21 protein-coding genes are annotated in these 23,456 nt (G+C 42.4%); 9 read left to right on the plus strand and 12 right to left on the minus strand.

All coding sequences use genetic code 11. The annotated features are described in order from the left end of the window. Positions 1–4: 4 nt before the first annotated feature. The gene (locus CLV57_RS14245) at positions 5–853 is read right to left on the minus strand and encodes a hypothetical protein (RefSeq protein WP_100342054.1); all 849 of its coding nucleotides are present in this window, start codon (positions 851–853) and stop codon (positions 5–7) included. Positions 854–1,032: 179 nt separating this feature from the next. On the opposite strand from CLV57_RS14245, the gene CLV57_RS14250 reads away from it, so the two are divergent. Together CLV57_RS14250 and CLV57_RS14255 are read left to right on the plus strand one after the other, a co-directional pair. Beyond that, positions 1,033–1,227 carry a YqaE/Pmp3 family membrane protein gene (locus CLV57_RS14250; RefSeq protein ID WP_100342055.1) on the plus strand — a complete coding sequence of 65 codons (195 nt, stop codon included), beginning with the start codon at positions 1,033–1,035 and terminating at the stop codon, positions 1,225–1,227. Positions 1,228–1,302: 75 nt separating this feature from the next. Further along, positions 1,303–2,223 carry an alpha/beta hydrolase gene (locus CLV57_RS14255; RefSeq protein ID WP_100342056.1) on the plus strand — a complete coding sequence of 307 codons (921 nt, stop codon included), beginning with the start codon at positions 1,303–1,305 and terminating at the stop codon, positions 2,221–2,223. Between the two features lie 6 nt (positions 2,224–2,229). Here CLV57_RS14255 and CLV57_RS14260 read toward each other — a convergent pair whose 3' ends face one another. Then, the gene (locus CLV57_RS14260) at positions 2,230–2,571 is read right to left on the minus strand and encodes a low molecular weight protein tyrosine phosphatase family protein (protein ID WP_100342057.1); all 342 of its coding nucleotides are present in this window, start codon (positions 2,569–2,571) and stop codon (positions 2,230–2,232) included. Between the two features lie 223 nt (positions 2,572–2,794). Here CLV57_RS14260 and CLV57_RS14265 point away from each other — a divergent pair, with 223 nt between their 5' ends. Beyond that, the gene (locus tag CLV57_RS14265; protein WP_100342058.1) at positions 2,795–3,526 is read left to right on the plus strand and encodes a head GIN domain-containing protein; all 732 of its coding nucleotides are present in this window, start codon (positions 2,795–2,797) and stop codon (positions 3,524–3,526) included. A 56-nt stretch (positions 3,527–3,582) separates the two neighbouring features. On the opposite strand, the gene CLV57_RS14270 is transcribed toward CLV57_RS14265, so the two are convergent. Both CLV57_RS14270 and CLV57_RS14275 read right to left on the minus strand, forming a co-directional pair. Then, a complete protein-coding gene (locus CLV57_RS14270; protein WP_100342059.1) occupies positions 3,583–4,608 on the minus strand; it encodes a hypothetical protein in 1,026 nt (341 codons plus the stop codon). A gap of 9 nt (positions 4,609–4,617) precedes the next feature. Continuing rightward, positions 4,618–6,333: a glycosyltransferase family 39 protein gene (locus CLV57_RS14275; protein ID WP_100342060.1), complete on the minus strand. Its 1,716-nt coding sequence runs from the start codon at positions 6,331–6,333 to the stop codon at positions 4,618–4,620. 74 nt (positions 6,334–6,407) lie between these two features. Here CLV57_RS14275 and CLV57_RS14280 point away from each other — a divergent pair, with 74 nt between their 5' ends. The 3 genes from CLV57_RS14280 to CLV57_RS14290 all read left to right on the plus strand — a co-directional run bounded on the left by CLV57_RS14280 (position 6,408) and on the right by CLV57_RS14290 (position 9,803). Next, positions 6,408–6,869: a DinB family protein gene (locus tag CLV57_RS14280; RefSeq protein WP_100342061.1), complete on the plus strand. Its 462-nt coding sequence runs from the start codon at positions 6,408–6,410 to the stop codon at positions 6,867–6,869. A gap of 35 nt (positions 6,870–6,904) precedes the next feature. After that, the gene (locus CLV57_RS14285; protein ID WP_157799168.1) at positions 6,905–7,231 is read left to right on the plus strand and encodes a hypothetical protein; all 327 of its coding nucleotides are present in this window, start codon (positions 6,905–6,907) and stop codon (positions 7,229–7,231) included. A gap of 148 nt (positions 7,232–7,379) precedes the next feature. Further along, complete coding sequence (locus CLV57_RS14290) at positions 7,380–9,803, plus strand: ABC transporter permease (RefSeq protein ID WP_100342063.1); 2,424 nt, start codon at positions 7,380–7,382, stop codon at positions 9,801–9,803. 50 nt (positions 9,804–9,853) lie between these two features. Here the strand turns inward: CLV57_RS14290 and CLV57_RS14295 are convergent, their stop codons facing one another. From CLV57_RS14295 to CLV57_RS14315, 6 genes are all read right to left on the minus strand, one after another. Beyond that, positions 9,854–10,582: an EcsC family protein gene (locus CLV57_RS14295; RefSeq protein ID WP_100342064.1), complete on the minus strand. Its 729-nt coding sequence runs from the start codon at positions 10,580–10,582 to the stop codon at positions 9,854–9,856. A gap of 7 nt (positions 10,583–10,589) precedes the next feature. Then, on the minus strand, positions 10,590–10,961 hold the full coding sequence (locus tag CLV57_RS14300; protein WP_100342065.1) for a type II toxin-antitoxin system VapC family toxin: 372 nt from the start codon (positions 10,959–10,961) through the stop codon (positions 10,590–10,592). Continuing rightward, a complete protein-coding gene (locus tag CLV57_RS18405; protein WP_157799169.1) occupies positions 10,948–11,121 on the minus strand; it encodes a hypothetical protein in 174 nt (57 codons plus the stop codon). Before CLV57_RS18405 ends, CLV57_RS14300 begins: the two co-directional genes overlap by 14 nt. Before the next feature lie 80 nt (positions 11,122–11,201). Continuing rightward, on the minus strand, positions 11,202–12,749 hold the full coding sequence (gene odhB, locus CLV57_RS14305) for a 2-oxoglutarate dehydrogenase complex dihydrolipoyllysine-residue succinyltransferase (protein WP_100342066.1): 1,548 nt from the start codon (positions 12,747–12,749) through the stop codon (positions 11,202–11,204). Between the two features lie 81 nt (positions 12,750–12,830). Continuing rightward, positions 12,831–15,644, minus strand: a complete 2,814-nt coding sequence (locus CLV57_RS14310; RefSeq protein ID WP_100342067.1) for a 2-oxoglutarate dehydrogenase E1 component — start codon at positions 15,642–15,644, stop codon at positions 12,831–12,833. 307 nt (positions 15,645–15,951) lie between these two features. Continuing rightward, the gene (locus CLV57_RS14315) at positions 15,952–17,238 is read right to left on the minus strand and encodes a DASH family cryptochrome (RefSeq protein ID WP_100342068.1); all 1,287 of its coding nucleotides are present in this window, start codon (positions 17,236–17,238) and stop codon (positions 15,952–15,954) included. 248 nt (positions 17,239–17,486) lie between these two features. Here CLV57_RS14315 and CLV57_RS14320 point away from each other — a divergent pair, with 248 nt between their 5' ends. Next, positions 17,487–17,795, plus strand: coding sequence for a Dabb family protein (locus CLV57_RS14320; protein ID WP_100342069.1), 309 nt, complete (start codon positions 17,487–17,489; stop codon positions 17,793–17,795). 55 nt (positions 17,796–17,850) lie between these two features. On the opposite strand, the gene CLV57_RS14325 is transcribed toward CLV57_RS14320, so the two are convergent. Further along, positions 17,851–19,182 carry an FAD-dependent oxidoreductase gene (locus CLV57_RS14325; RefSeq protein ID WP_100342070.1) on the minus strand — a complete coding sequence of 444 codons (1,332 nt, stop codon included), beginning with the start codon at positions 19,180–19,182 and terminating at the stop codon, positions 17,851–17,853. Positions 19,183–19,258: 76 nt separating this feature from the next. Between CLV57_RS14325 and CLV57_RS14330 the strand changes: the two genes are divergently transcribed. Together CLV57_RS14330 and CLV57_RS14335 are read left to right on the plus strand one after the other, a co-directional pair. Beyond that, entirely contained in the window at positions 19,259–19,789 is a 531-nt protein-coding gene (locus CLV57_RS14330; protein ID WP_100342071.1) for a YfiT family bacillithiol transferase, read from the plus strand. A gap of 48 nt (positions 19,790–19,837) precedes the next feature. Next, positions 19,838–20,683, plus strand: a complete 846-nt coding sequence (locus CLV57_RS14335) for a metallophosphoesterase family protein (RefSeq protein ID WP_100342072.1) — start codon at positions 19,838–19,840, stop codon at positions 20,681–20,683. A gap of 108 nt (positions 20,684–20,791) precedes the next feature. Here the strand turns inward: CLV57_RS14335 and CLV57_RS14340 are convergent, their stop codons facing one another. Beyond that, entirely contained in the window at positions 20,792–23,407 is a 2,616-nt protein-coding gene (locus CLV57_RS14340) for a glycoside hydrolase family 3 C-terminal domain-containing protein (RefSeq protein ID WP_100342073.1), read from the minus strand. Positions 23,408–23,456: the final 49 nt, after the last annotated feature.

The raw sequence follows: 23,456 nt of genomic DNA on the forward strand, positions 1-23,456 counted from the left end.
TTGATCAATCAGGTATGTGATTGCGCCTGTGTCCGTTAATATAATATAGGAAATCGCGGTTAGGCTCGTAGTGATTGTTGGCTGTGTAAGGGGCTTCGAAATGATCTGCTATCAGGTCTTCTCTTACAAAAAAAGCATTGCTGCCTGTAAACACACACCCCACCAACACATAACCCTTCTCTCTACCCAGTTGTTCCAAAGCTAATAACGATGCACCGAAAAAGCTGGTACCATCATATGTGCGTTGGGCATTGTATTTTACAACGAAGTGAGTATCAGGTCTAAAATTGGAGTTATATTCAATCACCACCACCCTTGGGCGGTATTTGGTAATAGCCTGCCAAATGTAATAGTCGTTATAGTCAATATCTATCGACAGCATATCAGGCTCGGCGGGTACACCGGCACCATCAAAAATCGATTCAATATTTTCGGCAGTGATAAAGTTATTTCTAACGGTAAGCCTTTTATCGCCAATAAAATCGCTAAAGCGGGTATTGATCTTTTTTATATACTCGGGGTCGCCGTCTATCCATAAGCCCTGCCACTGTTTGTAAAGCAGATTTAAACTGTTACACTCCAGGCCCTCGGTTACACCAAATTCAATAAAGTATTTGTTAGTTAAACCAATACGGTTAAATATCTCAGCAATAATGCCATCCTCTCCGTTTTGCGAAAACACCTGGTATTCGTGCTTATTTAAACGTTTGTTGCTGGCGTATTTAGGGTTGTTGTATAAGTTGTCTGCTAAAAACTGGGCTACCTGTAAACCTCTGTGGATATTGTTTTGCGCGATTGCACTTGTAAAAATATTGCGTATTTGTGTTATCCGCTTAATGAAGTTTAGTCCCATGTATAGCTTACGGTAGTGTTGCGCGAAAGTCGTTAAAAAACGCTTAACCAATAAGCAATACAGCCAAAAACATACACATTAGTCAGTATTATCGCATACAAGTTACACAGCAAGCAATGGGTAAATATGTAACTGTAACAACAAGGCTTGCCTTTCGTCTTACTTAAAAAAATACTACTATGCGTTTCTTTTTATGTATCATATGTCCGCCATTAGCCGTGTTAACTACCGGCCGCATTGGTGCCTTTATATTAAGTATTATATTAACCATTTGCTTTTGGATACCCGGCGTTATACATGCCATATTGGTTACCAATGATTATTATTCGGCACGCCGCCACAGGCAACTGGTTAGGGTGATGCGCAGAGCATAGCAGCTGCTAATTATTAGCAAAGCATAACGGTTATTTAATTGGTTATTTATATTTGTTACAACCAATTATTTCGAAATGAAATTCATATCAATACTGGCGGCATTAATCCTGTTCAACATAACAGCTGTTTTTTCGCAAGACGCCAAACAAATACCACTATATCCTAACGGCGTTCCCAACTCCAAAAAAGGACCGGATACTTATGTTGAGCAGGATATGAACGGCCGGGTATCAAAAGTAATCGAGCCCACACTCATCCCATTTTTACCCGAAAAAGGCACCGCTAACGGCACCGCGGTAATTATTTGCCCCGGCGGCGGTTATGGATTTTTGGCCATGACCGGTGAGGGTTACCCTGCTGCTAAAGAATTTAATAAGATAGGCGTTACGGCCTTTGTGTTAAAATACCGTTTACCAAGCGATGACATCATGACTGATAAAAGCATCGGTCCGCTGCAGGATGCACAGGCTGCTATGGCTTTGGTACGCTCGCGCGCTGCCGAATGGGGTATTAACCCTAACCGCATAGGCATTATGGGCTTTTCTGCCGGTGGTCACCTGGCATCAACCGCGGGCACGCACTTCAACACGCCGGTAATTGAAAACAAAGCAAACGTTAGTCTACGGGCCGATTTTATGATATTGATCTACCCTGTTATAACCTTTGGCGAATTAACGCACGGCGGTTCAAAAAGAGGGTTGATTGGCACAACGCCTACGCAGGACAAAGTGGATCTTTACTCTAACGAAAAACAGGTTACGGCTAATACACCTCCTACCTTCATCATTCATGCGCAAGACGATACAACCGTGCCTGTACAAAACACGCTGATGTTTTATGATGCACTGGTAAAAAACAAAGTACCCTCAGAAATGCATATTTATCCTGCCGGCGGGCACGGCTTTGGTATAAACAACCGGAAAAGCAAAGAAAACTGGTTTGATTGGTGTAAAGGCTGGATGGACACTAACGGCTGGCTTACTGCCGCCAAATAAGCGAGATCAACTTTTGAAGTACCGATGGAACAAATCGTCAATTTTGGTTTGTAATATTTCAATCAATTCCTCATCCATAAACTCATATTCATCCGGAACGTGAAGCACTTCAACCAGTGCGTTGGTGGTTGCGGCGTATGTTTGTTTTAAACGGGAACGGTGCTCTGTTTCCATAACCAGGATAAGGTCGGCCCAGATCAGGTCGTTTTCGGTTAATCGCCTATCGCTCTTGGGGCTTAAACCTGCAGAACGGATATTGAAGCGATCATCATTTTTAAAAATGAACTCGGCGGTACGGCTTCGTCGCTTATTTTTGCCACATATTACAAGTATATTCGGTCTGTCCATGTTTGTGCAAATATGTGTATTAACGGTTATTAACACAAAGTATATAACCTCGCTTTGGAAAATTATCGTCTAAAATAAGATAAGTACTGACAAAATTTTGCGAGTGGCTCACAGTGGCTCACAGTGGCTCACGTGGCTCAGAGCCACCCACTTTTAATAATAAACGTATTTTTACTGTAACTAATTTGTACTATCCAACGTCATAAATAAAAACTCAGCCGTCATGAAAATAAATTTCAAAGTGTTATTAGCCGCCGTGTTGCTTACAAGCGCTACACAATCTTTTGCCAACCCGCTTAAACCTGTTCACACAATTGTTGCAGATGTTGAAGACCGCAAGGTATCCGACTTTAAAGGGATCAATTTATCGGGTTCTTACGACTATTACGTAAAACAGGGAAATACCAATGCAGTGCGCGTTGAGGCACCGGCCAAAGTGCTGCCGTATATTATTACCGAGGTTAAAAACGGTGTACTGAACGTTTACACAAAAAACCACACCAACTGGGGCAATTTGTTCAATAACGAAAAAATAGCTGTTTACATTACTGCTAAAGACATTAACAGTATTAAGCTTTCAGGATCGGGCGATGTATTCTTCAAAGAAGGCATAAACAGCACTGACATGGCTGTTACGCTTAGCGGATCGGGCGATGTTGTGGGCAAAATAAACGCTAGTTCTGTTGAATGCACATTAACAGGTTCGGGCGACCTAAAAATTAGCGGTCGTGCCGAGAATGCCAGGATAAAACTGACCGGTTCGGGCGATCTTTCTGCCCGCGACTTGCAAACCGTTAATACTTACGTTGAGTTGGTAGGTTCGGGCGATGTTGATGTAAATGTTAGCGGAAGTTTGAACGCTAAATTAGCCGGCTCCGGCGACATACGTTACAGCGGAAATCCTAAAAGCGTTTCTAAATCAAAATCAGGCAGCGGAAGTATTGAGAGAGGATAAAACATATAAATAGTCATGCCGACTTTATTTAGGCATGACTATTTACCATACCGTCCTTATTTAAACCTTGCTAAAACTTTCCTTCCCAGATCATAAGTTACGCGGAAAGCCTGTTGATTGTCGTTATTATAACCCGGCGAGAAATGGAAGCTAAATATAAACTGCCCTTTTATACGGTTGAACAAAAAAGGCGTGTAGATAATATCCAAACGGTTATACCTCGACTTTGAATAGTACGAATCTCCGTAAACAATGCGGCTCCCCTGCCCTGCATAAAATTCATCATACAAAGCAAAACGTTTATAGCTAATGTATGCACTGGCCACAAAGCCTTTAGGCGTACGCAACCCATCTATACCACGCTCTCGCTCTAAAGACATCATTCCACCGGCCTCTACCGTAAGCGAATCGAACATGGTTTTGTGGCTCAGGTCAAGTCCTAATCTTATCTGCGCCGCGCCGTTATCATTAATGTGGTCATTAGGTACAGAAATTTCAGCGCCGGCATCGTGCATTAGCATAAAATAATGCGAAACATAGAATGCACCGTTCACAGCCGGTTTGTACTTACCTGCTAAACCAAATAAAAACTGTTCGCGGTCTGTTTGTGTTTGGCGGCTCACCCAGTCAATCCAGCCCGTCTCGGTAAAATACTCATTGCTTACACGCGCCAGCAAACCTTGTACATTGGGGCGAAAATATCTTAAAGTGTCATTCAAAATCGCCCTCGGATAATTGCTCAACAGCCCCTCGCGCGGAAACATACCCGCGTTAAATAACCAGTTTTTGCCGGTGTAGCTATAGTAAGCTACCGGGTCAACTTTGCCATAAAACTGCCGGGCACCAAACTCGTGCAATGCATTGGCTCCTACAATAAAATGGTTATTGCTATCTAAGTTCAAACCGAGGTCAATAGCGATACGTGTACCCGAATAGGTTCGCGAACGCGGAATGAATGCCTTGTACTCGCGGTTATCTAAAAAACCCAAACCGTTAAAATGAATGTCAAGGCTTTGCTGCGCTACGGCCGATGCTGATGTGGCTACAAATAAAAATACTACAAGGTATAGTTTTCTGAACATAATGTATGTCTATTCTACTGTGAGTTTAATTGTCCTGCTGTTGGTACTGCCTGCAAAAGGAGTTGTTTTCACCGAAAAAATCAACTGGTAAGTACCTTTTTGTTTAGGCGGAATCAGGTTAAATGTATAGAGTTTGCTTTCCCCAGGCTGTAAAGTGATCTGATTAAAAGCATCGTCGCTTTTTTGGGCGCGTACCAGTTTATCTCCTTTAAAAAATGCTGCACCTAACAAAACATGTTGCATACGATCAACATTGCTAAAGTTGATAGCGGTTTTGTATGGGTTAGTGATCATCAGGTCAACTTTAACGCTATCGCCCTGCTTAACGTTTATCGCATTTACTTTTGTTTCGATTTTAACCTTTTGATAAGTACGGAAATCATCTATCCATTGTATGTACCAGGTCCAGTGTGCAGTTTTTATGGAATCTGTGGTCAAACGGTTTTTATAATCATTTAAATAAAGCACGCGTTGCCTCTGCATTTTTTCTTCAATGGGCCAGATATCAAACTGGGTACGATGATAAAAACGCGAATCGTACGAGAACCCTTTCAGACTGTTTGTGTAATAATTGTATTTAGACGGGTTTTGAAAGCCATCTGCCATAACCACATAAGCGTTGCCTGCCTTTTGTTTGACCACGTTGGCCCAGTCTTTAAAACCGAAATAGCTTTTGATTTGCCCTAACTGCTTTACAAACGGAACTCCAAACACCAGGCACAACCTTACAGTAACAATAAGTACTATGTTTACAACGGCAAGCAGATAAAACCAACGCGACACTCCACCAACTTGCTTAAAGCCTATAAGCGCCAGCATAGCAAGCGGCGCAAAGGCTATCAGCGTCCAGTGTGGCTGCGCCTCGCCCCTGAATGTTGTAATAAAAAAGAAGATCAGCGTACCAACGCAGTTTACCAATAAACAGCGTATAAAGGCATCTTTAATTTTTATGGTGAAAGCGCGATAAAATAAAAACCAGCCAATTAGCGGTCCGGCCATTAACAACTGTCCGGGTAAGTACGAATAACTGTTACTTGAATTATAGATACTTGCGGCCCGCTCATACAAATGGTAATTAAGTGATGGGTAACCATGCTGCACCTGCCATAAAATATGCGGTAGGTAAAGCGCCACAGCCAACGCGGCTATGAGGTAAAACGACGGACGCCTGAACAAATTAATATTAGAAGCCACGGTAAAAAAAACCAACAGCACCGCATGGTATTTGCTATACAACATGCAGGCAATGAGCACACCTAACAGCAAGGCTAACAACCAGCTGTCGTCATCTATATATTTTTGGTAAACGTAGTAAAATAGTATAGCGAAGAAATACAATGGCGCATCGGGCGTGGTGGTGAATCCGTATATACTAAAAATGAATATGCCTGCGGTAATCAACACAAACTGCCATACATCAACCGAATATTTCTTTAAGATCAGCCACAGTACGTAAATAGACAAGCTGCTGGTTATAATGGTAACCAACCTCAGTCCGAACTCATTGTGCACCAACGAATCGCCAATTTTAATAAAAACAGCCACCATTGGCGGATGATCAAAATAACCCCAGTCTAAAAACTTGGAATACATCCAGTAATAAGCTTCATCGGCGTGTATCTCAAGGGTAAAAGCTTGTATGATGTTAAGGAGTGTCCAACCTGCCAGAAACCAGCCTAAAATAAGATTGGTCTTAATGGTGTTCTGTTCTGTTGGAGATGGCATTTATAGCTAAACTAAGCTGCAAATGTAGATAAATTAAGTTTAAGCCTTAAATTGCAGTCTTATTTTACGTAATCATGAACAAAGGTCTCGACTTTATACGCAAGGCACGTTTGGTGCAAGTTAATACTATCAAAGAGCTAAGCATTGAACAACTCAATCAAATACCAAAAGGTTTTAACAACAACATTATCTGGAACATGGCACACCTCATAGCCACGCAGCAGATAGTTTGCTACCGCCGGGCTGGCGTTGAACCTATATTAGATGCTGACTTTATTAATGCATATGCGCCGGGAAGCAAACCAGAAGGACCTGTTAAATCTGAAGAAATAGCGCGCATACAGGAACTGTTTTTCAGTACGTTAGATCAATTTGAGCAGGACCTGCAAGCAGGTTTATTTAACAATTACACGGCCTGGACCACCCGTGCTGGCGTTGACATTAACACCATTGATGATGTTTTAGCCTTTTTGCCTTACCATGAAGGTATACATATGGGTTATATTCAGGCGCAAAAAAGGGTGTTGAGCCCCTAAACTCCGACGAGATGATAAAAAGATTTTTTCCGATTTTGTTGATCACCATTTTCTCCTGCAAGTTTAAGGAGCCGTTTAATAAAGTTTTATGGGACACAAAAGAAGATATCGAATGGCCTTACAGAGACTCCATGCTGGAAGATTTGACTAAAAACCACCAGCTTGTTGGATTAAAATATAAAAATGCTATTGATCTATTAGGCGACTCAAACTATCATGAAAGCGATATTTCTTTAAGCTACGACATAATTACTGATTACGGAAGTGATATAGATCCAGTTTACATCAAAACTTTAGAACTTAAATTTGATAAAGACTCGGTATTATCATCCTTCCAGGTGAAAGAATGGAGAAATGATTAAAGGCTGATCCACTACTGTATCAAACCCGAACTAAAAGCGTACGTTTTCGAACAGTAACGGCATTCAGTAAACGGTAAAAATCTAAAAATCAGATCCTTATATAACAGGTCTGATTATTGGCATAGCTTAGATCCAAACCTTTTAAGATATGTTTAAGCACTACTTAAAAACCGCCTTCAGGCATTTTTCCAGGCATAAGCTAACAGCCGCTATCAATGTCTTAGGGCTATCAGTGGGTATCAGCGCAGCCCTCGTTATATTTATCATTGTAAAGTACGATTACAGCTTTGATAAATACCAGCCGGATAACGACCGTATATACAGGGTGGTTACAGATGGTGATGGCTGGAAGAATTCAGGCGTGCCGGTGCCTTTCGTTCAGGCCTTTAAACAAAATTCGGGCGGCGTTTCGGCCATAGCGCCCATTTTTGATTACGGGTGGAACACGCCAGTAAGCATCCCCGAAGGCAGCAATAAAGTAGACAAGCTATTTAAAAATCAGCAAGGTATTGTTTTTACCGATGCAGGGTATTTTGACATCTTCCCATATACGTGGATAGCCGGAAATGCTTCATCAGCGTTAAAGCAACCTTATGGATTAGTACTTTCAGACGAGCGCGCGAAGCTATATTTCCCCGATGTAGCACCCGAACACCTTGTTGGCAGAACGGTCATCTTTAATGATACCGTTAAAACAACCATTACCGGAATTGTTGCCGCAAACAAAGCCCTTAGCGATTTCAAATATGATGCATTTGTTTCATTAAGCACTGTTTACAATACCGGTTTAAAAACTTACTACCAAACAGATGTGTGGGGCAGTACCAATTCATCTAACCAGATTTTTGTAAAGCTGGCCCCTAATGTATCTGAAGCCCGTATTAATAAACAGATAGCCAACATTTTTGACAGATTTGGCGAAAAGAACAATAACGGTATAAAAACCATTCATCGGTTACAGGCTTTATCAAATATACACACCAACCCAAGTTATGATGGGCAGGTAAATCCGGAAACGTTACGTAACCTTACCATTTTGGCTATCTTCCTGTTGGCTTTAGGTGCCATTAACTTTGTAAACCTTTCTACAGCACAGGCAAGCGAAAGAGCCAAGGATATAGGCATACGCAAAACTTTAGGCAGTTTAAAAACGCAATTAATAGCGCAATTCCTCACCGAAACTTTCCTGCTCACCACATTTACCGCCATAGTATCTTTGGCATTATTACCACTACTGCTGATGGTATTTGGCAGCTTTATTCCGGAAGGGTTAACTGCCGTTTATATTTTACGCGAACCTATGGTTTGGGTATTCCTCTTGTTATTGATCATTACTGTAAGTTTAATAGCTGGTTTGTACCCGGCCTTTGTGCTTACACGTTTCAAACCTGTTTCGGTTCTGAAAAATACGGTAGTTAGCAGCTCGGGCGCATCGCGTAGTTCGTGGTTGCGCAGTACGCTCATTGTATCGCAGTTTGTAATCGCACAAGTGTTTGTCATAGCTGTAATGGTGGTAAACAAGCAGGTGCAATTTGCCATGCAAAAAGACATGGGATTCCGTAAAAATGCGGTGATCAATTTTATCATTCCCCGCAACTTTGCAAAACCTGATGATAAAGGCTTTATATTAAAAAATAAATTGAACGCATTGCCCGGTGTTGAGGCTGTAAGTTTAGGCAACCAAACACCGGCTTTTGCAGGCTCTATGGAAACAAGCATTTCTTATAAGGAAAAGGGGAAAGATGTGACCCTCTCAGTAGCTTCCCGAAATGGTGACACCTCGTATTTAAAGGTTTACCAGATACCATTGATAGCCGGTAGAAATATTGTAGCTTCTGATACAGCTAATGAACTTTTGATAAATGAGACACTGGCCAAACAACTGGGCTTTATGCAGCCGGCAAAAGCCGTTGGCCATACGCTTGACTTTGGCGGACCAAAACCAATAGTGGGTGTTATGCGTGATTTTAACCAGGCTTCTGTTAGACGTGCTGTAGCACCACTTGTTTATTTCGCAGCGCCTAAGTTCGGCTATGTAATGCATATTGCATTGGTGGCTGACCACACCACATGGCAAAAAACAATTGCTCAGATACAATCAGCATGGAAAGGCGTGTATCCTGATGTTGATTTTGAATACCATTTTCTCGACGAAAAGATGGAGAACTTTTATCAAAATGAAAGACAACTCTCTTCATTGCTCACCTGGTCTGCCGGCGTTTCAATACTCATTAGCTGTCTGGGAATGTTGGGGCTGGTTATCTTCATGACCAACAAACGTGTTAAAGAAATTGGTATAAGGCGGGTATTAGGCGCAACTATAACAGAAATAGTTACCTTGCTCTCGGCAGATTTTGCAAAACTTTTGCTCTTGGCTTTCGCTATAGCCGCGCCTATTGCATGGTGGCAGATGAACAAATGGTTGCAAAGCTTCGCTTACCATGCACCACTAAGTTGGTGGTTGTTCCTGTTAAGCGGTTTACTAATGGTTACCATTGCACTTATTATAGTAGGTTTAAGAGCCGGAAAAGCAGCATTAGCCAATCCGGTACAAAGTTTAAGAACTGACTAATTGCTCATAAAAGTTCGGTAAGGGTGTTCGGCCAGCAATGGTTCGGACACCTAATTTTTGAGCTGTTTTCTCTGCAGCCTCATCCGGTAACAATTCATGGCGGTGTCGCCTAATTGTGCTACCAGTTTATAATTAACTATCGCTCCTACCGCAGCACCAATAACCGGCAGCAATTGGGCCATTTTAGCCAGATCTATATAGTCGCGGTACTCTTGTTGAAAGGTGAGCCAGTTAAAGTGCTCCACATATTCAGGTAGTGCAACGCTATATGCCTCCCAATCGGCAACTATTTTATATACTTCATTTCGTTTTTGCTGGCTGCTAAAAGCCAACTGAAATATGTAAAGTATGTATAAGCGCTCTTTATAGTCGTCAACATCATAGCCATAAAGCGCAGCAATCTCAAATAGCAACTTAAGCTTTAGAGCTATTAGAATAGGAAAGTCTGCCAGTCCCATCAAAAAACCACCTGCACCGGTTACAGCACCTTCTATGGATGCTGTTTTCTGGTAAAACGCTATTCTATTTTTTACACTTACCTCCGTCATTTGAAACGATATTTCAATTTTGGGTGAGCTGGTAGTATGCTGTGCTCCAAATAAAACGCCTTTAACCATTTTCTCAATGGCAACAGTTATGGCAGCATGTATTTTCTCAGGGATGATGTCGTTGATCTTATCCTGCAGGCCCTTGGCAATGCGGTCTCCTAAAGAAGGTTTCTTCTGCATTTTATGCTGCCAGAACTGCAATTGGATGGCGGCTTGTTCTTCGTAGGTCATAACCTCATCATACAGATAGTATTACAGACTGCAAATCTTCTATTTTTTCAAATCCTTTATCCATTGTGAAAAGTGGAATATCAAAATATATTGCCGTGGCGGCAATAACAGAATCCGGTAACTTGATTTTGCGCTGGGCTCGCAAATTTATTGTGATATCCTTTATGGCAGGTTCTATGTCAATTATGTAGCAGTGAGATAAAAAATCTTTTATTAGCTTTTTATCGTCATCAGATAATTGAGGAAAACTTAATACTTCGATTTCAGAAATTACAGATACAAATAAAGTGCGGCCTTTTATTAATTCAACAACCTCATCGGAGCCATTGAACAAATTAATTATTAATGAAGTATCTATAACAATATTATCTCCACTCATCTCTGACTTTTAGTTGGTACTTCAAACCTTCAATCCCAAATTTCACCTTGCCAGCATACTTGATTAAGTCAATTGACGACTTATTCTTAGCATTATTGTTTAACGCATCATCCAATTGCTTTCTGCTGGTGGTTTTATCAATCTCAATTACCTTTGCCATACTCAAATATAATTAATACTATTTAACAAAAAAAAGCGATGAGGTTACTCATCGCTTTTCAAAATATTAAGAGTTTTTTCTTATACGCCTAATAACAATCTTGCGGGATCTTCCAGTAATTGTTTAACCCTTACCAGGAAGCTTACCGACTCACGACCGTCAATTATACGGTGATCGTATGACAAAGCCAAGTACATCATCGGACGAATAACTACCTGACCATTAACCGCTACCGGACGCTCAACAATGTTGTGCATGCCTAAAATAGCCGATTGTGGTGAGTTAATAATAGGTGTTGACATCATTGAACCGAAAACACCACCATTGGTAATGGTGAAAGTACCGCCTGTCATTTCCTCCAGCGTCAATTTGCTTTCACGGGCTTTACCTGCTAAGGTGATAATAGCTTTCTCAATTTCAGCCAGGCTCATGCTATCAGCATTGCGGATAACCGGAACCACCAAACCTTTAGGTGCAGATACAGCTATAGAGATATCAGCAAAGTTGCTGTATATCACTTCTTCACCTTCAATACGGGCACCAACTGCAGGCCAGTCTTTCAACGCCTCAGTTACTGCTTTGGTGAAGAACGACATAAAGCCTAAGCCAACGCCATGTTTCTCTTTGAATTTATCTTTGTATTTACCACGCAACTCCATAATTGGCGACATATCAACTTCGTTGAATGTGGTCAGCATGGCTGTTTCGTTTTTAACGGCAACTAAACGCTTAGCTACTGTTTTACGTAAAGGCGACATTTTTTCGCGACGCTCACCACGCTCACCAGCTTTTGCAGGAGCAGCAGCCGGAGCTGACGCAGCCGGTTTGGCAGCTGGGGTTGGTGCAGGAGCAGCAGCCTTAGCCTGCACAGCATCTTCTTTAGTGATACGGCCATTAACACCTGTACCGCTAACGGCAGAAGCGTCAATACCTTTTTCAGCTAATATTTTACCTGCAGCAGGCGATGGTGTGCCCGACGCATAATTTTTATCAGTAATAACAGGAGCGCTTGGAACAGCAGCGGCCGGAGCAGCAGCCTGTTGTGCAGGAGCAGCAGCACCGCTTCCTGATATACTTGCCACTTCGGCACCAATAGCTAATACGTCTCCTTCGTTGGCAATGGTGGTTAAAACGCCTGCTTTATCGGCAGTTAATTCAAAAGTGGCTTTGTCTGATTCCAGTTCGGCAATGGCTTCATCCATTGCAACGGTTTCACCATTCTTTTTCAACCAACGGGATAATGTAACCTCGGTAATTGATTCGCCTACCGGCGGAACTTTAATGGCTGATGCAGCGCCACCTTGTGCAGGAGCAGCAGCGGCAGGTGCCGGAGCAGCTTCAGCTTGTGGAGCAGGTGCAGCTTCCTGTGCAGGAGCAGCAGCAGCCGGAGCGCCACCATCTTCAATACTGGCAACAGCAGTGCCTATAGCAATGGTATCGCCAACGTTGGCTAAGGTTTTCAAAACACCTGCTTTTTCGGCAGTTAATTCAAAAGTAGCTTTATCTGATTCCAGCTCGGCAATAACTTCATCCATTGCTACCGTGTCGCCATCTTTTTTAATCCAGTTAGCTATGGTAACTTCAGTGATTGATTCGCCTACCGGCGGAACTTTGATCTCTAAACTCATAAAATTTTTATTGTAGTTTTATTGTGAGTGATGAGTAGTGAATATTTTTTCAACATTCACTACTCCTGGTTATCTTGTTGATTAATCTGCTCCGGCTACGGCCATTTTTTGCGTAGTTTCTTTAACTACTTTTTTAACCTTTTTACCCGCAGGAGATTCAAACGCTTTTGAAACTATTTGCAATTGCTGTACAGCATGTTGTTTTGAGTAACCGGCAGCAGGGCTGCTGGCTTCTAAACGTGCTATAACATCATCAAATTTCAAAGCATCCTCAGTACGAGATTTACGCCATAAGTATGGCCATGCTCCGCTGTTTTCAGGTTCTTCCTGTACCCAGATAAAATCTTCAGCTTTGCTGTATGATTCGCGTATCTTAGCTAATTGCTCAACCGGAGTTGGATACAGTTGCTCTAAACGAACGATGGCTACGTCTTTACGGTTATCTGCCTGTTGTTTCTCTAACAGATCATAGTAGATCTTGCCTGAGCAGAACAACACGCGTTTAACTTTTTTCTTATCTGCAAAGTTATCATCAATTACCTCACGGAAACCGGCATCTGTAAAGTCAGCCAATGGCGATACACATTTAGGGTTACGCAACAAGCTCTTAGGTGTAAAAACTACCAACGGTTTACGGAAGTTACGGTATAACTGACGGCGTAATATGTGGAAGAAGTTAGCAGGCGTAGAGCAGTTAGCCACCTGAATATTATTATCTGCACAAAGCTCCATAAAGCGCTCAATACGTGCTGATGAGTGTTCCGGACCCTGGCCTTCATAACCGTGCGGCAACAACATTACCAAACCATTACCACGCTGCCATTTGGTTTCGGCGCTTACAATGTATTGGTCAACTATAGTTTGCGCACCGTTAAAGAAGTCGCCAAACTGAGCTTCCCAGATAGTTAAGGCATGGGGGTTAGCTAAAGCGTAGCCGTATTCAAAACCTAAAACGCCATACTCAGATAGTAATGAATTATATATATGGAAACGGTTGTTCTCATCTAATTTTGAAAGCGGTGTGTATTCCTCCTCAGTATCAGGTAGCGTTATAACCGCGTGACGGTGAGAGAAAGTACCACGTTTAACGTCTTCACCACTTAAACGAACTCTGCGTCCTTCGCTTAACAAACTACCATAAGCCATTAACTCGCCCATGGCCCAGTCAAAGGTTTGGGTTTCGTTAACCATTTTGGCACGGTCCTCAAACAGTTTTTCAATCTTTTTGAAAAACTCTCTGTCTTTAGGCAATTCGGTTAACTTTTTACCAATCTCTAATAATTTCTCTTTTGGAACAGTTGTGTCAGTTGACTGGATCACCTCTTCGTCTTCTGCCAAGTGTAAGCCCTGCCATGCACCGGCAAACATTTCAACAGATTGGTTAACGCGAGTTTCGGCTTTCACCTCATCCAGCATTCCTTGCAAAAGGTCTCTGAACTCTTTCTCCATCTGTTTAACCGTAGCATCATCAATGCTGCCTTCGGCTAATAGTTTTGATAAGTATACCTGACGTGGGTTTGGATGTGCGTCTATAGCTTTATACAATACTGGCTGGGTGAATTTAGGCTCATCCGCCTCATTGTGACCGTAACGACGGTAGCATAATATATCAATGAACACATCCTCGTGGAATATCTGACGGTACTCCATAGCCATGTTAATTACGTATGCTAAAGCCTCAACATCATCACCATTTACGTGGAAAACAGGCGATTGAACTGTTTTAGCAATATCAGTACAATAAGTACTTGAACGCGCGTCTTTAAAGTTAGTGGTGAAACCTATCTGGTTGTTAATAACCAGGTGAATAGTACCACCTGTACGGTAGCCATCCAGTTTCTCCATTTGTAATACTTCATAAACAATACCCTGGCCTGCAACTGATGCATCACCATGGATCAATATAGGTGCTATCTGGGTATGATCACCACCATATTTAAAGTCGATTTTTGAGCGGGTAATACCTTCAACAACCGGGTCAACAGCCTCAAGGTGTGAAGGGTTAGGGCAAAGGCTCAAGTGAACCTTGTTACCATTTTCAGCGTCAACGTCGGTTGAGTAACCTAAGTGGTACTTAACGTCGCCGCCAAAAGGCGAATCCATATCATAGTTTTTGCCTTCAAATTCAGAGAAGATCTCTTTATAGCTTTTCTTCATGATATTGGCCAACACGTTCAAACGACCGCGGTGAGCCATACCAATAATGAACTCTTTGATACCGATGGTTGCACCCTTCTGAATAACAGAATCCAGCGCAGGTATCAACGCTTCGGCACCTTCTAATGAGAAACGTTTTTGTCCCAAAAACTTGGTACCCAAAAAGTTCTCAAATATTACAGCCTCGCTTACTTTTTTAAGCATCAGCTTTTTATCTTCTTTATCAAATGATGGTTTGTTGCGAATGCTTTCCATCCGGTCTTCAAACCATTTTACTTTAACGGGATGACGGATGTATTTATACTCAACGCCTATTGCACCGCAATAGGTTTCTTCCAGCATTTGCAAAATATCGCGCAGTTTGGCAGGGCCCAACTTTACCTCAACACCGGCATTAAATACGGTATCCAGGTCGGCTTCGCTTAAACCAAAAGTTTCCAGCTCTTTACCCGGAAAGTACTTACGACGCTCGCGTACGGGGTTTGTTTTTGCAAACAGGTGCCCGCGGCCGCGATAGCCGTCTATCATGTTGAGTACGTTAATTTCCTTTAAAATGTGCTGAGGTGTTTCTGCACTTGCAGTTGCTGCTGCCGGAGCTTCAGAATTTCTTCCGAAATCAAATCCTTCAAAAAACTTTTGCCATCCAAAATCAACCGATTGCGGGTCTTGTTGGTAATTTTCGTATAAAGAATCTATAAATGCTGCGTTTCCTTGATTAATATAATTGAGGCTATTCATGGTGGACCATTCTAAACAATGTTACAAAAGTAATGATAACGTGCAATAAACCTTACATTAAATTGTAAATGATTTAATACTTTTTGTATTGCTGAAATAATATTCTATAGCGCTTTTAAACAGATACAAATGATTCAACTAAATCCTTTTCGTAAATGCGCTGCTTAATACGGTTAGCTAAAACCAAACGAACGTATATCAGACGGTAAAAACAACGAACAAGAGACGTATAACAACTGGGATTGTTTGACGAAATTTCAAATAAATTATTGATATAAAGAGACCAACTAAAAGTGTCTGAATTTTACTAAATCGCAGCTGCTAACGAAGAGCTATCTGCCGAAGCTTCAGGTAGCCATTTGGTAATGAAATCCCCGTCGGTAGCCAGGTCAGCATGGTTTTTAACGCTATTAAAGTAACGATCATCGCGCGTGCTGCGGCCAATTCCTGCAACGTAGCCCCAGTTGCCCCAATTACTTGCCGGCGAATAGTCGATAAGTTTCTCTTCAAAATAGGCAGCACCACGGCGCCAGTCAACCTCCAGTTCATTAACCAGGTAAGATGCTACCATTTGCCTGCTGAAATTACTGATAAAGCCTGTGGCGTTAAGCTTATGCATGCTGGCGTCAATAAACGGAACGCTGGTATGGCCGTTTTTCCATTTATCAAAAAGCTCATCGGTAATGTCGTTCTCCACTGAGCTATCGCCCGCTTTAAAATATTTTGTACCGTGTTTTTTAAACATGAACCTGAAATAATCCCGCCAAAGCAGTTCCATCTCTAATGCATCAGTGTGTTGTTGCTTAGCCGCCCAATAAACCTGCCGCATAGAAAGACACCCTAACGATAGCCAAGGCGACAATTTAGATGATTGCACATTACGCCCGCCTTTTGCCGCCAGTAAAGCTTCGGGAGAAGCAAGGTATTGCTCCAATTTTACAAGGCCACTGGTTTCTCCGCCTATAAATTTAGTACTTGTCCGCTGGTCGTCCACCGGTTGATCTAAACCCAAATCGCTTAAGTTTGGCATTTCGCCGGCATCAGTTATAGTTGGCGTGTTAATCGTCACGGGTGTATCCAACACCGGCCTGACAGTACTTTCCCGTTCTGTTTTTTTGCGGAAGACAGCAAAGCTATCCGGAATATCTTTTATAGGAAAGGGAAGATCTTCCTTATGATAGAGCGTGTGGCCTATAAAGTGTTTAAGATTTAGTTTGATCTTCCAAAGCGCGGCCTCAACCTGTTCAGAAATGTCGGTTTCCTCATGTGCTACTTCGCGGTGGTGATAAACCTCGTTAACACCATATTCCAAACATAACTGCGGTAAAATTTCGGCAGGAGCGCCTATGCGAACTATCAATTCGCTGTTTAACAAACGCAGATTATTGCGCAGATCAGCAACAGATTCTAAAAGAAACTTAGCTCTTAAACTTCCTGTTTTGGGCGCGCCTGAAGCGTTTTTAGTAAAGTAAAACGGATCAAAACAATACACCGGCAGCACCTTATCTGCTTTACGCACCGCCTCCAACAATATCTCATTGTCGTGGATACGCAAATCATTTCGGAACCAAACCAATATTGTTCTATCGCTCATACCAACAGTTTCGGGGCATTAAATTAACATCAAATTTGCAATTTATTTAGAATAATTATTGCTTTATCTCCAATATTTGACACCGGGGTAACATTTTGGTGGCATAGTTTGATGTTAACGTAGCTGAAATATATGCTCTTCGTTTTAAAAAAAGTTCAGCGTAATTTTTGACCCACACGCAAAAGCGACAACGCTTTCAATTAGCGGCTATACTTTATATATTAGCGGCACATCTAAAATAAACAACAATGATAACAGACGCTTTTGTACATAACGTATTTTTCTGGTTGAAAAATCCTGCTGATACCGCCACTTTTGTTGAAGGCGTGAAAGGCCTGGCCAATATTAAACACCTGCGCGATGTGCATGTGGGTGTACCTGTTCCAAGCGACAAGCCTATTATAGAAAGCTCCTACCATGTATCGTTATTGACGATATTTAACAGTGTGGAAGATCACGACCTGTACCAGGTTGACCCTATACATGAAGACTTTTTAGCCAACTACGTTAAACAATATGTTGAACGTGTAATGGTGACGGATAGCGTGGATGCGTAATTTAGTTGATCAGTGATTGGTTAATTAGAGATTAGTTGCAATCCACTGATCAAATTTAATTAAGCACCTTCCCGTTAATGTCTACCTTGCGGGCAAAGGGACTAAGATACTGGTTGGCCAGTATGGCAAACTCACGACGGGTGACAGGTTTATTCAGGTCAAAATCCGACTTAAACTTATATTCAGTTTTCCAAGCCTTTTGAACTTTCAGTTTAAAGTCGGCTGGTTCTGCTAATGTTATTTCACTTATCAGTGATAGCAAATTACCAACTGTAAATTGTTCACCGGGTTTTTCCCTGTTCATCCACAAAAACACCCGTGAGTAAATCTCGGTTAAAATTGGTTTTATCTCCGCAGTCCTTACCTCTAATTCCGGCATAAAATGAAAGTCGCCGTTTGGATTTTCTGAGTCAGGTACGATGTAGTATCCTTTTAATAAACCAGTTGCTGCAATTTGTTGAACGGCGCGGTAATAAGGGTCCTTTCTATCCACATCGGTAAAATACAATAGCGACGATTTAAAATCCAATATTTCAATTTGGATAACCCTCGGGTCTAACTTTTGCGTGGTTGTTTTAAAAAAGGCGCAGTATGCTGCTGTTGCTCCTACTCCCTGCCCTACTGCTATTTTGGCTGTAAGATTATAAGCACCGTTCGGAAAAAGTGTTTTATTAATGGTTAGCAAATTGTCAACACCTTTTATGGTAACCGCGCTCAACGGAATATAATAAACGGCTCCGCCGGGATAATTAATAGCGCCTTGTTTATCAGCGGTGAGGTAAGTACCCGAAGCTATTGAGGTGCGGTACAAGTCGGCAGCGCCTTTGCTTAACCAGGTTATAATATCTGGGGGCAGTGTTGCGCCGGCTTTTTTTATCATCTCGCCATCTTCGGTGCCATCAATCAGCACCTTAGCCTTAATGGTTACTTTCTCCCCTTTTATCATCACCTCCAGTTTCCAGCCGGTGCCATCTTTCTCAATTGAGTTATAAATAACATTGAGTTTAGCGGTTAGCTGCTTAGTTGAATCGGCCATGCGTTTTAGCGCGCCGGCCGCCGCATAAGGTTCAAACATCAATGCTTTTGCAAGCGTATCATAACCCGATGTTTTTTTATAGAACTGGCGCAGCTCTTTATCCAGTTCCTCCCAAATACCAGACGGAGCGTAAGTGGGATCGTTGAGGGCGGTCATTTTCTGAAGGGATAATTCTTCAAGCCACGGTCCATTTAACAATAATAGGGTTTTAACGTTACTGCGGCCGCTTTGTATGGCGGCTGCTATGGCGGCAGTACCATTACCTATAACTACAACATCGGTTTTTATGGTTTCGGCATGGGCAGCACCTCCCAAAAAAACCAATAGTGCTACAAGTAACTTTTTTACCATCCTTTGAAATAAGCGCGTTTGCAAAACGCTAAATTAGCAGAAAGCTTGCATAACCACTAAATAATATATCATCCGCATGACCGAAGAACAACTACGCTATCCGATAGGAAATTTTATAGTACCAGAAACTTATACCAAAGAAAATATCGCGCAATGGAAAGCCGATATTAAGGAATTGCCGATACTGATCAAAAACGCCGTGAGCAACCTGACTGACGTGGAGTTAGAAACGCCTTACCGTCCCGGCGGCTGGACCATACGGCAGGTTGTTCATCACCTTGCTGATAGCCACACTAATTCTATTCTTCGTTTCAAGTGGGCAATGACTGAAGAAAATCCCACCATCAAAGCATATCATGAAGATCTTTGGGCGGAGTTGGCAGATTACAAGTTACCGTTAGCACCTTCGTTAAACATGCTGGATGGTATACACGCGCGCTTAATAGCATTGTTTGATAGCTTTACTGATGCCGATTGGGATCGTACGTTCATCCATCCGCAAACGGGCGCTACCATATCGTTGAAAAGAAACTTAGCATTATACTCCTGGCATGGCCGCCATCATTTGGCGCATATTGAGCAAGCTAAAGCCAATATAAATGCTTAATCACTCTTTTTAAAATTGGCTTAACACGGAAGCATTAACTTTAACAGTATGAACAGTCGCAGAAAATTTATACAAACAGGCATGGCCCTTGGAGGCCTGAGCCTGCTGCCATCAATTGATTTATTTGCAGGAGAGAAAAAACTGCTTGTAAAGCCCGCCGCCGACCTCAAACTGCGTTTCGTGGTAGCATCCGACGGTCACTACGCTCAGCCAGGCACCGACGGCGATAAATTTTACGGCGATCTCATCACCTGGTTAAAAAAAGAGCATAAGGATAACCATTTGGACATGGTGATCATTAATGGCGACCTGGTACATGACCGCCCCGACCTGCTACCAAAGCTAAAAAAAACTTACCTTGACAAACTGCCTGTACCTTGCTATGCTGTACCTGGTAACCACGACCACGTAGACGCCGCCATGTGGAAAGCGATATTTGGCTACGAGGACAATTTTATTGTTGATAAAGGCGATGTAGGCTTTGTGTTGGCAAACACTACAGACAAAACAGGCAAATACGTTTGCCCGGATGACGCCTTTTTAAAACGCTCTTTAGATGCGTTTAAGAATAAACCCGTGGTTTTTGTAGTGCTACATGTTCCGCCGCACCTGTGGCTGCCCGAGGAGAAAGGTAATTTTATTGAGTGCCCGGAAATCATTGAGTTGCTCCACAGCTACCCAAATGTAAAGGCTGTACTGCATGGACATGACCACTCCTTAGATGTTATTCGTTATACCGGCAAACTGCCGCATATTTTCGATGCCCACTTTGGCGGTAACTGGGGGACAGCTTATAAAGGGTACAGAATTTTTGAAATAGGTAAGGATAACTCTATTAACACGTATCAGGTTAATGCAAGCCAAAATCCCGTTATTAATAGCGCAAAGTTTTAATCCGCACCTCATGCCGAACTTGTTTCAGCATTACCTATTTTTCTTATAAACAACAACGGCCCCGAAAATTCGGGGCCGTTGTTGTTTATAAGGGATGATGTTTTATGATTACATCATAGTAACCGTCTTTTTAACAATATTACCGGTGGTAACGTTCTTTTCATCAGGCTGCGAGCCACCTACACTTACAGTAAACTTACCTTTAAGCGGAGTGATTTTGCCGTTAGCATCAGGTAGGGAAAGATCAGATGGAGAAACGGTAAAGGTTACCATTTTGCGCTCCCCTGCTTTAAGCGATATACGGTTAAAGCCTTTTAACGCTTTTATTGGTGTTTTCTGCGCATTGTTGTTGTAAGTTAAGTAAAGCTGCGCAACCTCTTCGCCGGCCATTTTGCCGGTGTTGGTAACTGTTACAGTAACTACCATTTTATTACCTTTTTTAACTATGGATGGAGCTGTAACTGCATCATATTTAAATGTAGTGTAGCTTAAGCCGTAACCGAAGCCATATAATGGGGTACCGGTAAAGTAACGGTAGGTGCGGTTGGTCATGGTGTAGTCGTTAAAATCAGGTAGGTCGCTGTCACCTTTATAGAAGGTAACAGGTAAACGACCGGCAGGGTTATAATCGCCAAATAACACATCAGCAACTGCAGTACCTGCAGACTGGCCGGCATACCATGCGTTAACTATAGCTGGCACATTTTCGGCCTCCCATGGAATAGCAACCGCGCTACCTGTCATCATTACAAAAACTACCGGTTTTCCTGTGCCTTTAAAGGCCTTCATCAGTTCAGTTTGAACTTTAGGCAGCATAATAGACGTTCTGTCGCCGCCGTCAAAGCCAGGATAAGGCACTTTCATTTCTTCACCTTCCAATTGCGGAGATATACCGCCTACGTAAACAATAGCATCAGCATCTTTGATACGCTCGGTCAATGCAGCAAAGTCGGTTTTTTTGTAAGTACCTGCACTCATGCGGATGTTGGCCTTGCCATCACCTTGCCAATACTCTAATTCTAATTTATAGCTTTTGCCAGGCTCAGTAACCAGTTTATACTGCTGCGCACCCCAACGGTTACGGGTCCAGATGTTTAACACCTCTTTACCGTCAACCAAAAAGCGCCAGCCATCATCGCCATCAATTTCAAAAGTAATGAAGCCTTCGTTACCTGCTTTGTAATTGGTAGAGTAACGTGCAGAGAAGTTGGTGGCTTTAATGCCGTTGCCAATAGCTTCGCCCTCTTGCCAGAAATGGTTTACTTCAGCTTCTGTTTTCACAACCGGGGTACCTTTTAACTCAACATTATTGAAGTATTCGGCTTTAAAACCAGGGTGACCGTCAATGCTGTACTGGCCGCTCACATCGCGGTAATCCAATAAGGTATCATTGGTAAAGTTGATGGCTTTCTCATAGATAATTTCGGCATTAGGCAATTTTGCTTTAATACCTTGCAATACAGTTACCCTATCCGTTGGCGTACCATTGTAGTTACCTAAAATAGCAATGCCATTATCAGCATTGGGGCCAATTACGGCTATCTTTTTTATAGTTTTTTTAAGGGGAAGAGTATTTCCTTGATTCTTCAACATGGTGATTGACTGGCGCGCCATTTTCAAAGCATGCGCTTTGTGCTCTGCACTTTCTAATACTGATGCAGGAGTTTGCGCATATTTCACCATCGAAACCGGATCAAACATGCCCAGTTTAAAACGCGTCATGAATAAGCGTGTTACAGAAGCGTCAATGTCTTTTTCAGACAAACGGCCATTTTTAACTGCTGCTACTAATGATAAATAAGCGTCAGTTCCGCACTCTACGTCTGTACCGTGCAATACAGCATCAGCAGACGCAGTTTCGGCATTAGTGTGGGTTTTGTGATTTTTAAAGAAGTCATCAATACCCCAGCAATCTGAAGTAACGTAACCTTTAAAGCCCCACTGGTTACGTAAAATATCAACCATCAACACGTCGCTGCCGCAGCATGGTTGGGTGCGGAAAGCATTGTAAGCACACATTACGCCTTCAACATTACTTTCGGTAACCAGTTTTTTAAAGGCAGGCAGGTAAGTATCCCACAGGTCGTAGTTGCTTACATCGGTATTAAATACGTGTCTTAAAGGCTCTGGACCGCTATGCACGGCATAGTGCTTGGCGCAGGCAGCAGCTTTTAAATATTTAGGATCATCACCTTGCAAACCACGTACAAAGCTATTACCCATAATGGCGGTTAAGTAAGGGTCTTCACCGTAAGTTTCCTGGCCACGGCCCCAACGCGGATCGCGGAAAATGTTGATGTTAGGTGTCCAGTATGTTAGGCCCATATAACGCTCATTGGCGCGGCCTTGTTGTACAGCTTTATTATGCACCGCTCTACCCTCTAAAGCAGAATAATCTGCCATAGTGAATAGTGAGCTACGGTCAAAAGTGGCAGCCATAGCTATGGCCTGCGGATACACAGTTACTTTATAAGGCGTACGTGCAACACCGTGCAGCACCTCATTCCACCAGTCATAAGCAGGTATGCCCAGGCGTGGTATAGCCGGTGATGAGTTTAACATCTGGCTAACTTTTTCTTCCAGCGTCATGCGTTTTACCAGATCGGCAACACGCGTTTTAAAGGTAAGTTTAGTGTTTTGGTAAGGGTACTTTACCGCCTGTGCGCTAACCACAGCCGGCAGTAACAATAATGCAACTAACAATTGCCTAAAACGGAATTTCATATTAGTATGGGATTGGTTTTATGTTGAAAATTGGCTGGTTGCGCGGCAT

The organism is Mucilaginibacter auburnensis (assembly GCF_002797815.1).
GTDB lineage: Bacteria > Bacteroidota > Bacteroidia > Sphingobacteriales > Sphingobacteriaceae > Mucilaginibacter > Mucilaginibacter auburnensis.

Excerpts from the sequence above, each read along its gene's own strand:
- CLV57_RS14245 (WP_100342054.1), bottom strand. The coding sequence starts at position 853 with ATGGGACTAAACTTCATTAAGCGGATAACACAAATACGCAATATTTTT.
- CLV57_RS14250 (WP_100342055.1), top strand. The coding sequence starts at position 1,033 with ATGCGTTTCTTTTTATGTATCATATGTCCGCCATTAGCCGTGTTAACT.
- CLV57_RS14255 (WP_100342056.1), top strand. The coding sequence starts at position 1,303 with ATGAAATTCATATCAATACTGGCGGCATTAATCCTGTTCAACATAACA.
- CLV57_RS14260 (WP_100342057.1), bottom strand. The coding sequence starts at position 2,571 with ATGGACAGACCGAATATACTTGTAATATGTGGCAAAAATAAGCGACGA.
- CLV57_RS14265 (WP_100342058.1), top strand. The coding sequence starts at position 2,795 with ATGAAAATAAATTTCAAAGTGTTATTAGCCGCCGTGTTGCTTACAAGC.
- CLV57_RS14270 (WP_100342059.1), bottom strand. The coding sequence starts at position 4,608 with ATGTTCAGAAAACTATACCTTGTAGTATTTTTATTTGTAGCCACATCA.
- CLV57_RS14275 (WP_100342060.1), bottom strand. The coding sequence starts at position 6,333 with ATGCCATCTCCAACAGAACAGAACACCATTAAGACCAATCTTATTTTA.
- CLV57_RS14280 (WP_100342061.1), top strand. The coding sequence starts at position 6,408 with ATGAACAAAGGTCTCGACTTTATACGCAAGGCACGTTTGGTGCAAGTT.
- CLV57_RS14290 (WP_100342063.1), top strand. The coding sequence starts at position 7,380 with ATGTTTAAGCACTACTTAAAAACCGCCTTCAGGCATTTTTCCAGGCAT.
- CLV57_RS14295 (WP_100342064.1), bottom strand. The coding sequence starts at position 10,582 with ATGACCTACGAAGAACAAGCCGCCATCCAATTGCAGTTCTGGCAGCAT.
- CLV57_RS14300 (WP_100342065.1), bottom strand. The coding sequence starts at position 10,961 with ATGAGTGGAGATAATATTGTTATAGATACTTCATTAATAATTAATTTG.
- CLV57_RS18405 (WP_157799169.1), bottom strand. The coding sequence starts at position 11,121 with ATGGCAAAGGTAATTGAGATTGATAAAACCACCAGCAGAAAGCAATTG.
- odhB (WP_100342066.1), bottom strand. The coding sequence starts at position 12,749 with ATGAGTTTAGAGATCAAAGTTCCGCCGGTAGGCGAATCAATCACTGAA.
- CLV57_RS14310 (WP_100342067.1), bottom strand. The coding sequence starts at position 15,644 with ATGAATAGCCTCAATTATATTAATCAAGGAAACGCAGCATTTATAGAT.
- CLV57_RS14315 (WP_100342068.1), bottom strand. The coding sequence starts at position 17,238 with ATGAGCGATAGAACAATATTGGTTTGGTTCCGAAATGATTTGCGTATC.
- CLV57_RS14320 (WP_100342069.1), top strand. The coding sequence starts at position 17,487 with ATGATAACAGACGCTTTTGTACATAACGTATTTTTCTGGTTGAAAAAT.
- CLV57_RS14325 (WP_100342070.1), bottom strand. The coding sequence starts at position 19,182 with ATGGTAAAAAAGTTACTTGTAGCACTATTGGTTTTTTTGGGAGGTGCT.
- CLV57_RS14330 (WP_100342071.1), top strand. The coding sequence starts at position 19,259 with ATGACCGAAGAACAACTACGCTATCCGATAGGAAATTTTATAGTACCA.
- CLV57_RS14335 (WP_100342072.1), top strand. The coding sequence starts at position 19,838 with ATGAACAGTCGCAGAAAATTTATACAAACAGGCATGGCCCTTGGAGGC.
- CLV57_RS14340 (WP_100342073.1), bottom strand. The coding sequence starts at position 23,407 with ATGAAATTCCGTTTTAGGCAATTGTTAGTTGCATTATTGTTACTGCCG.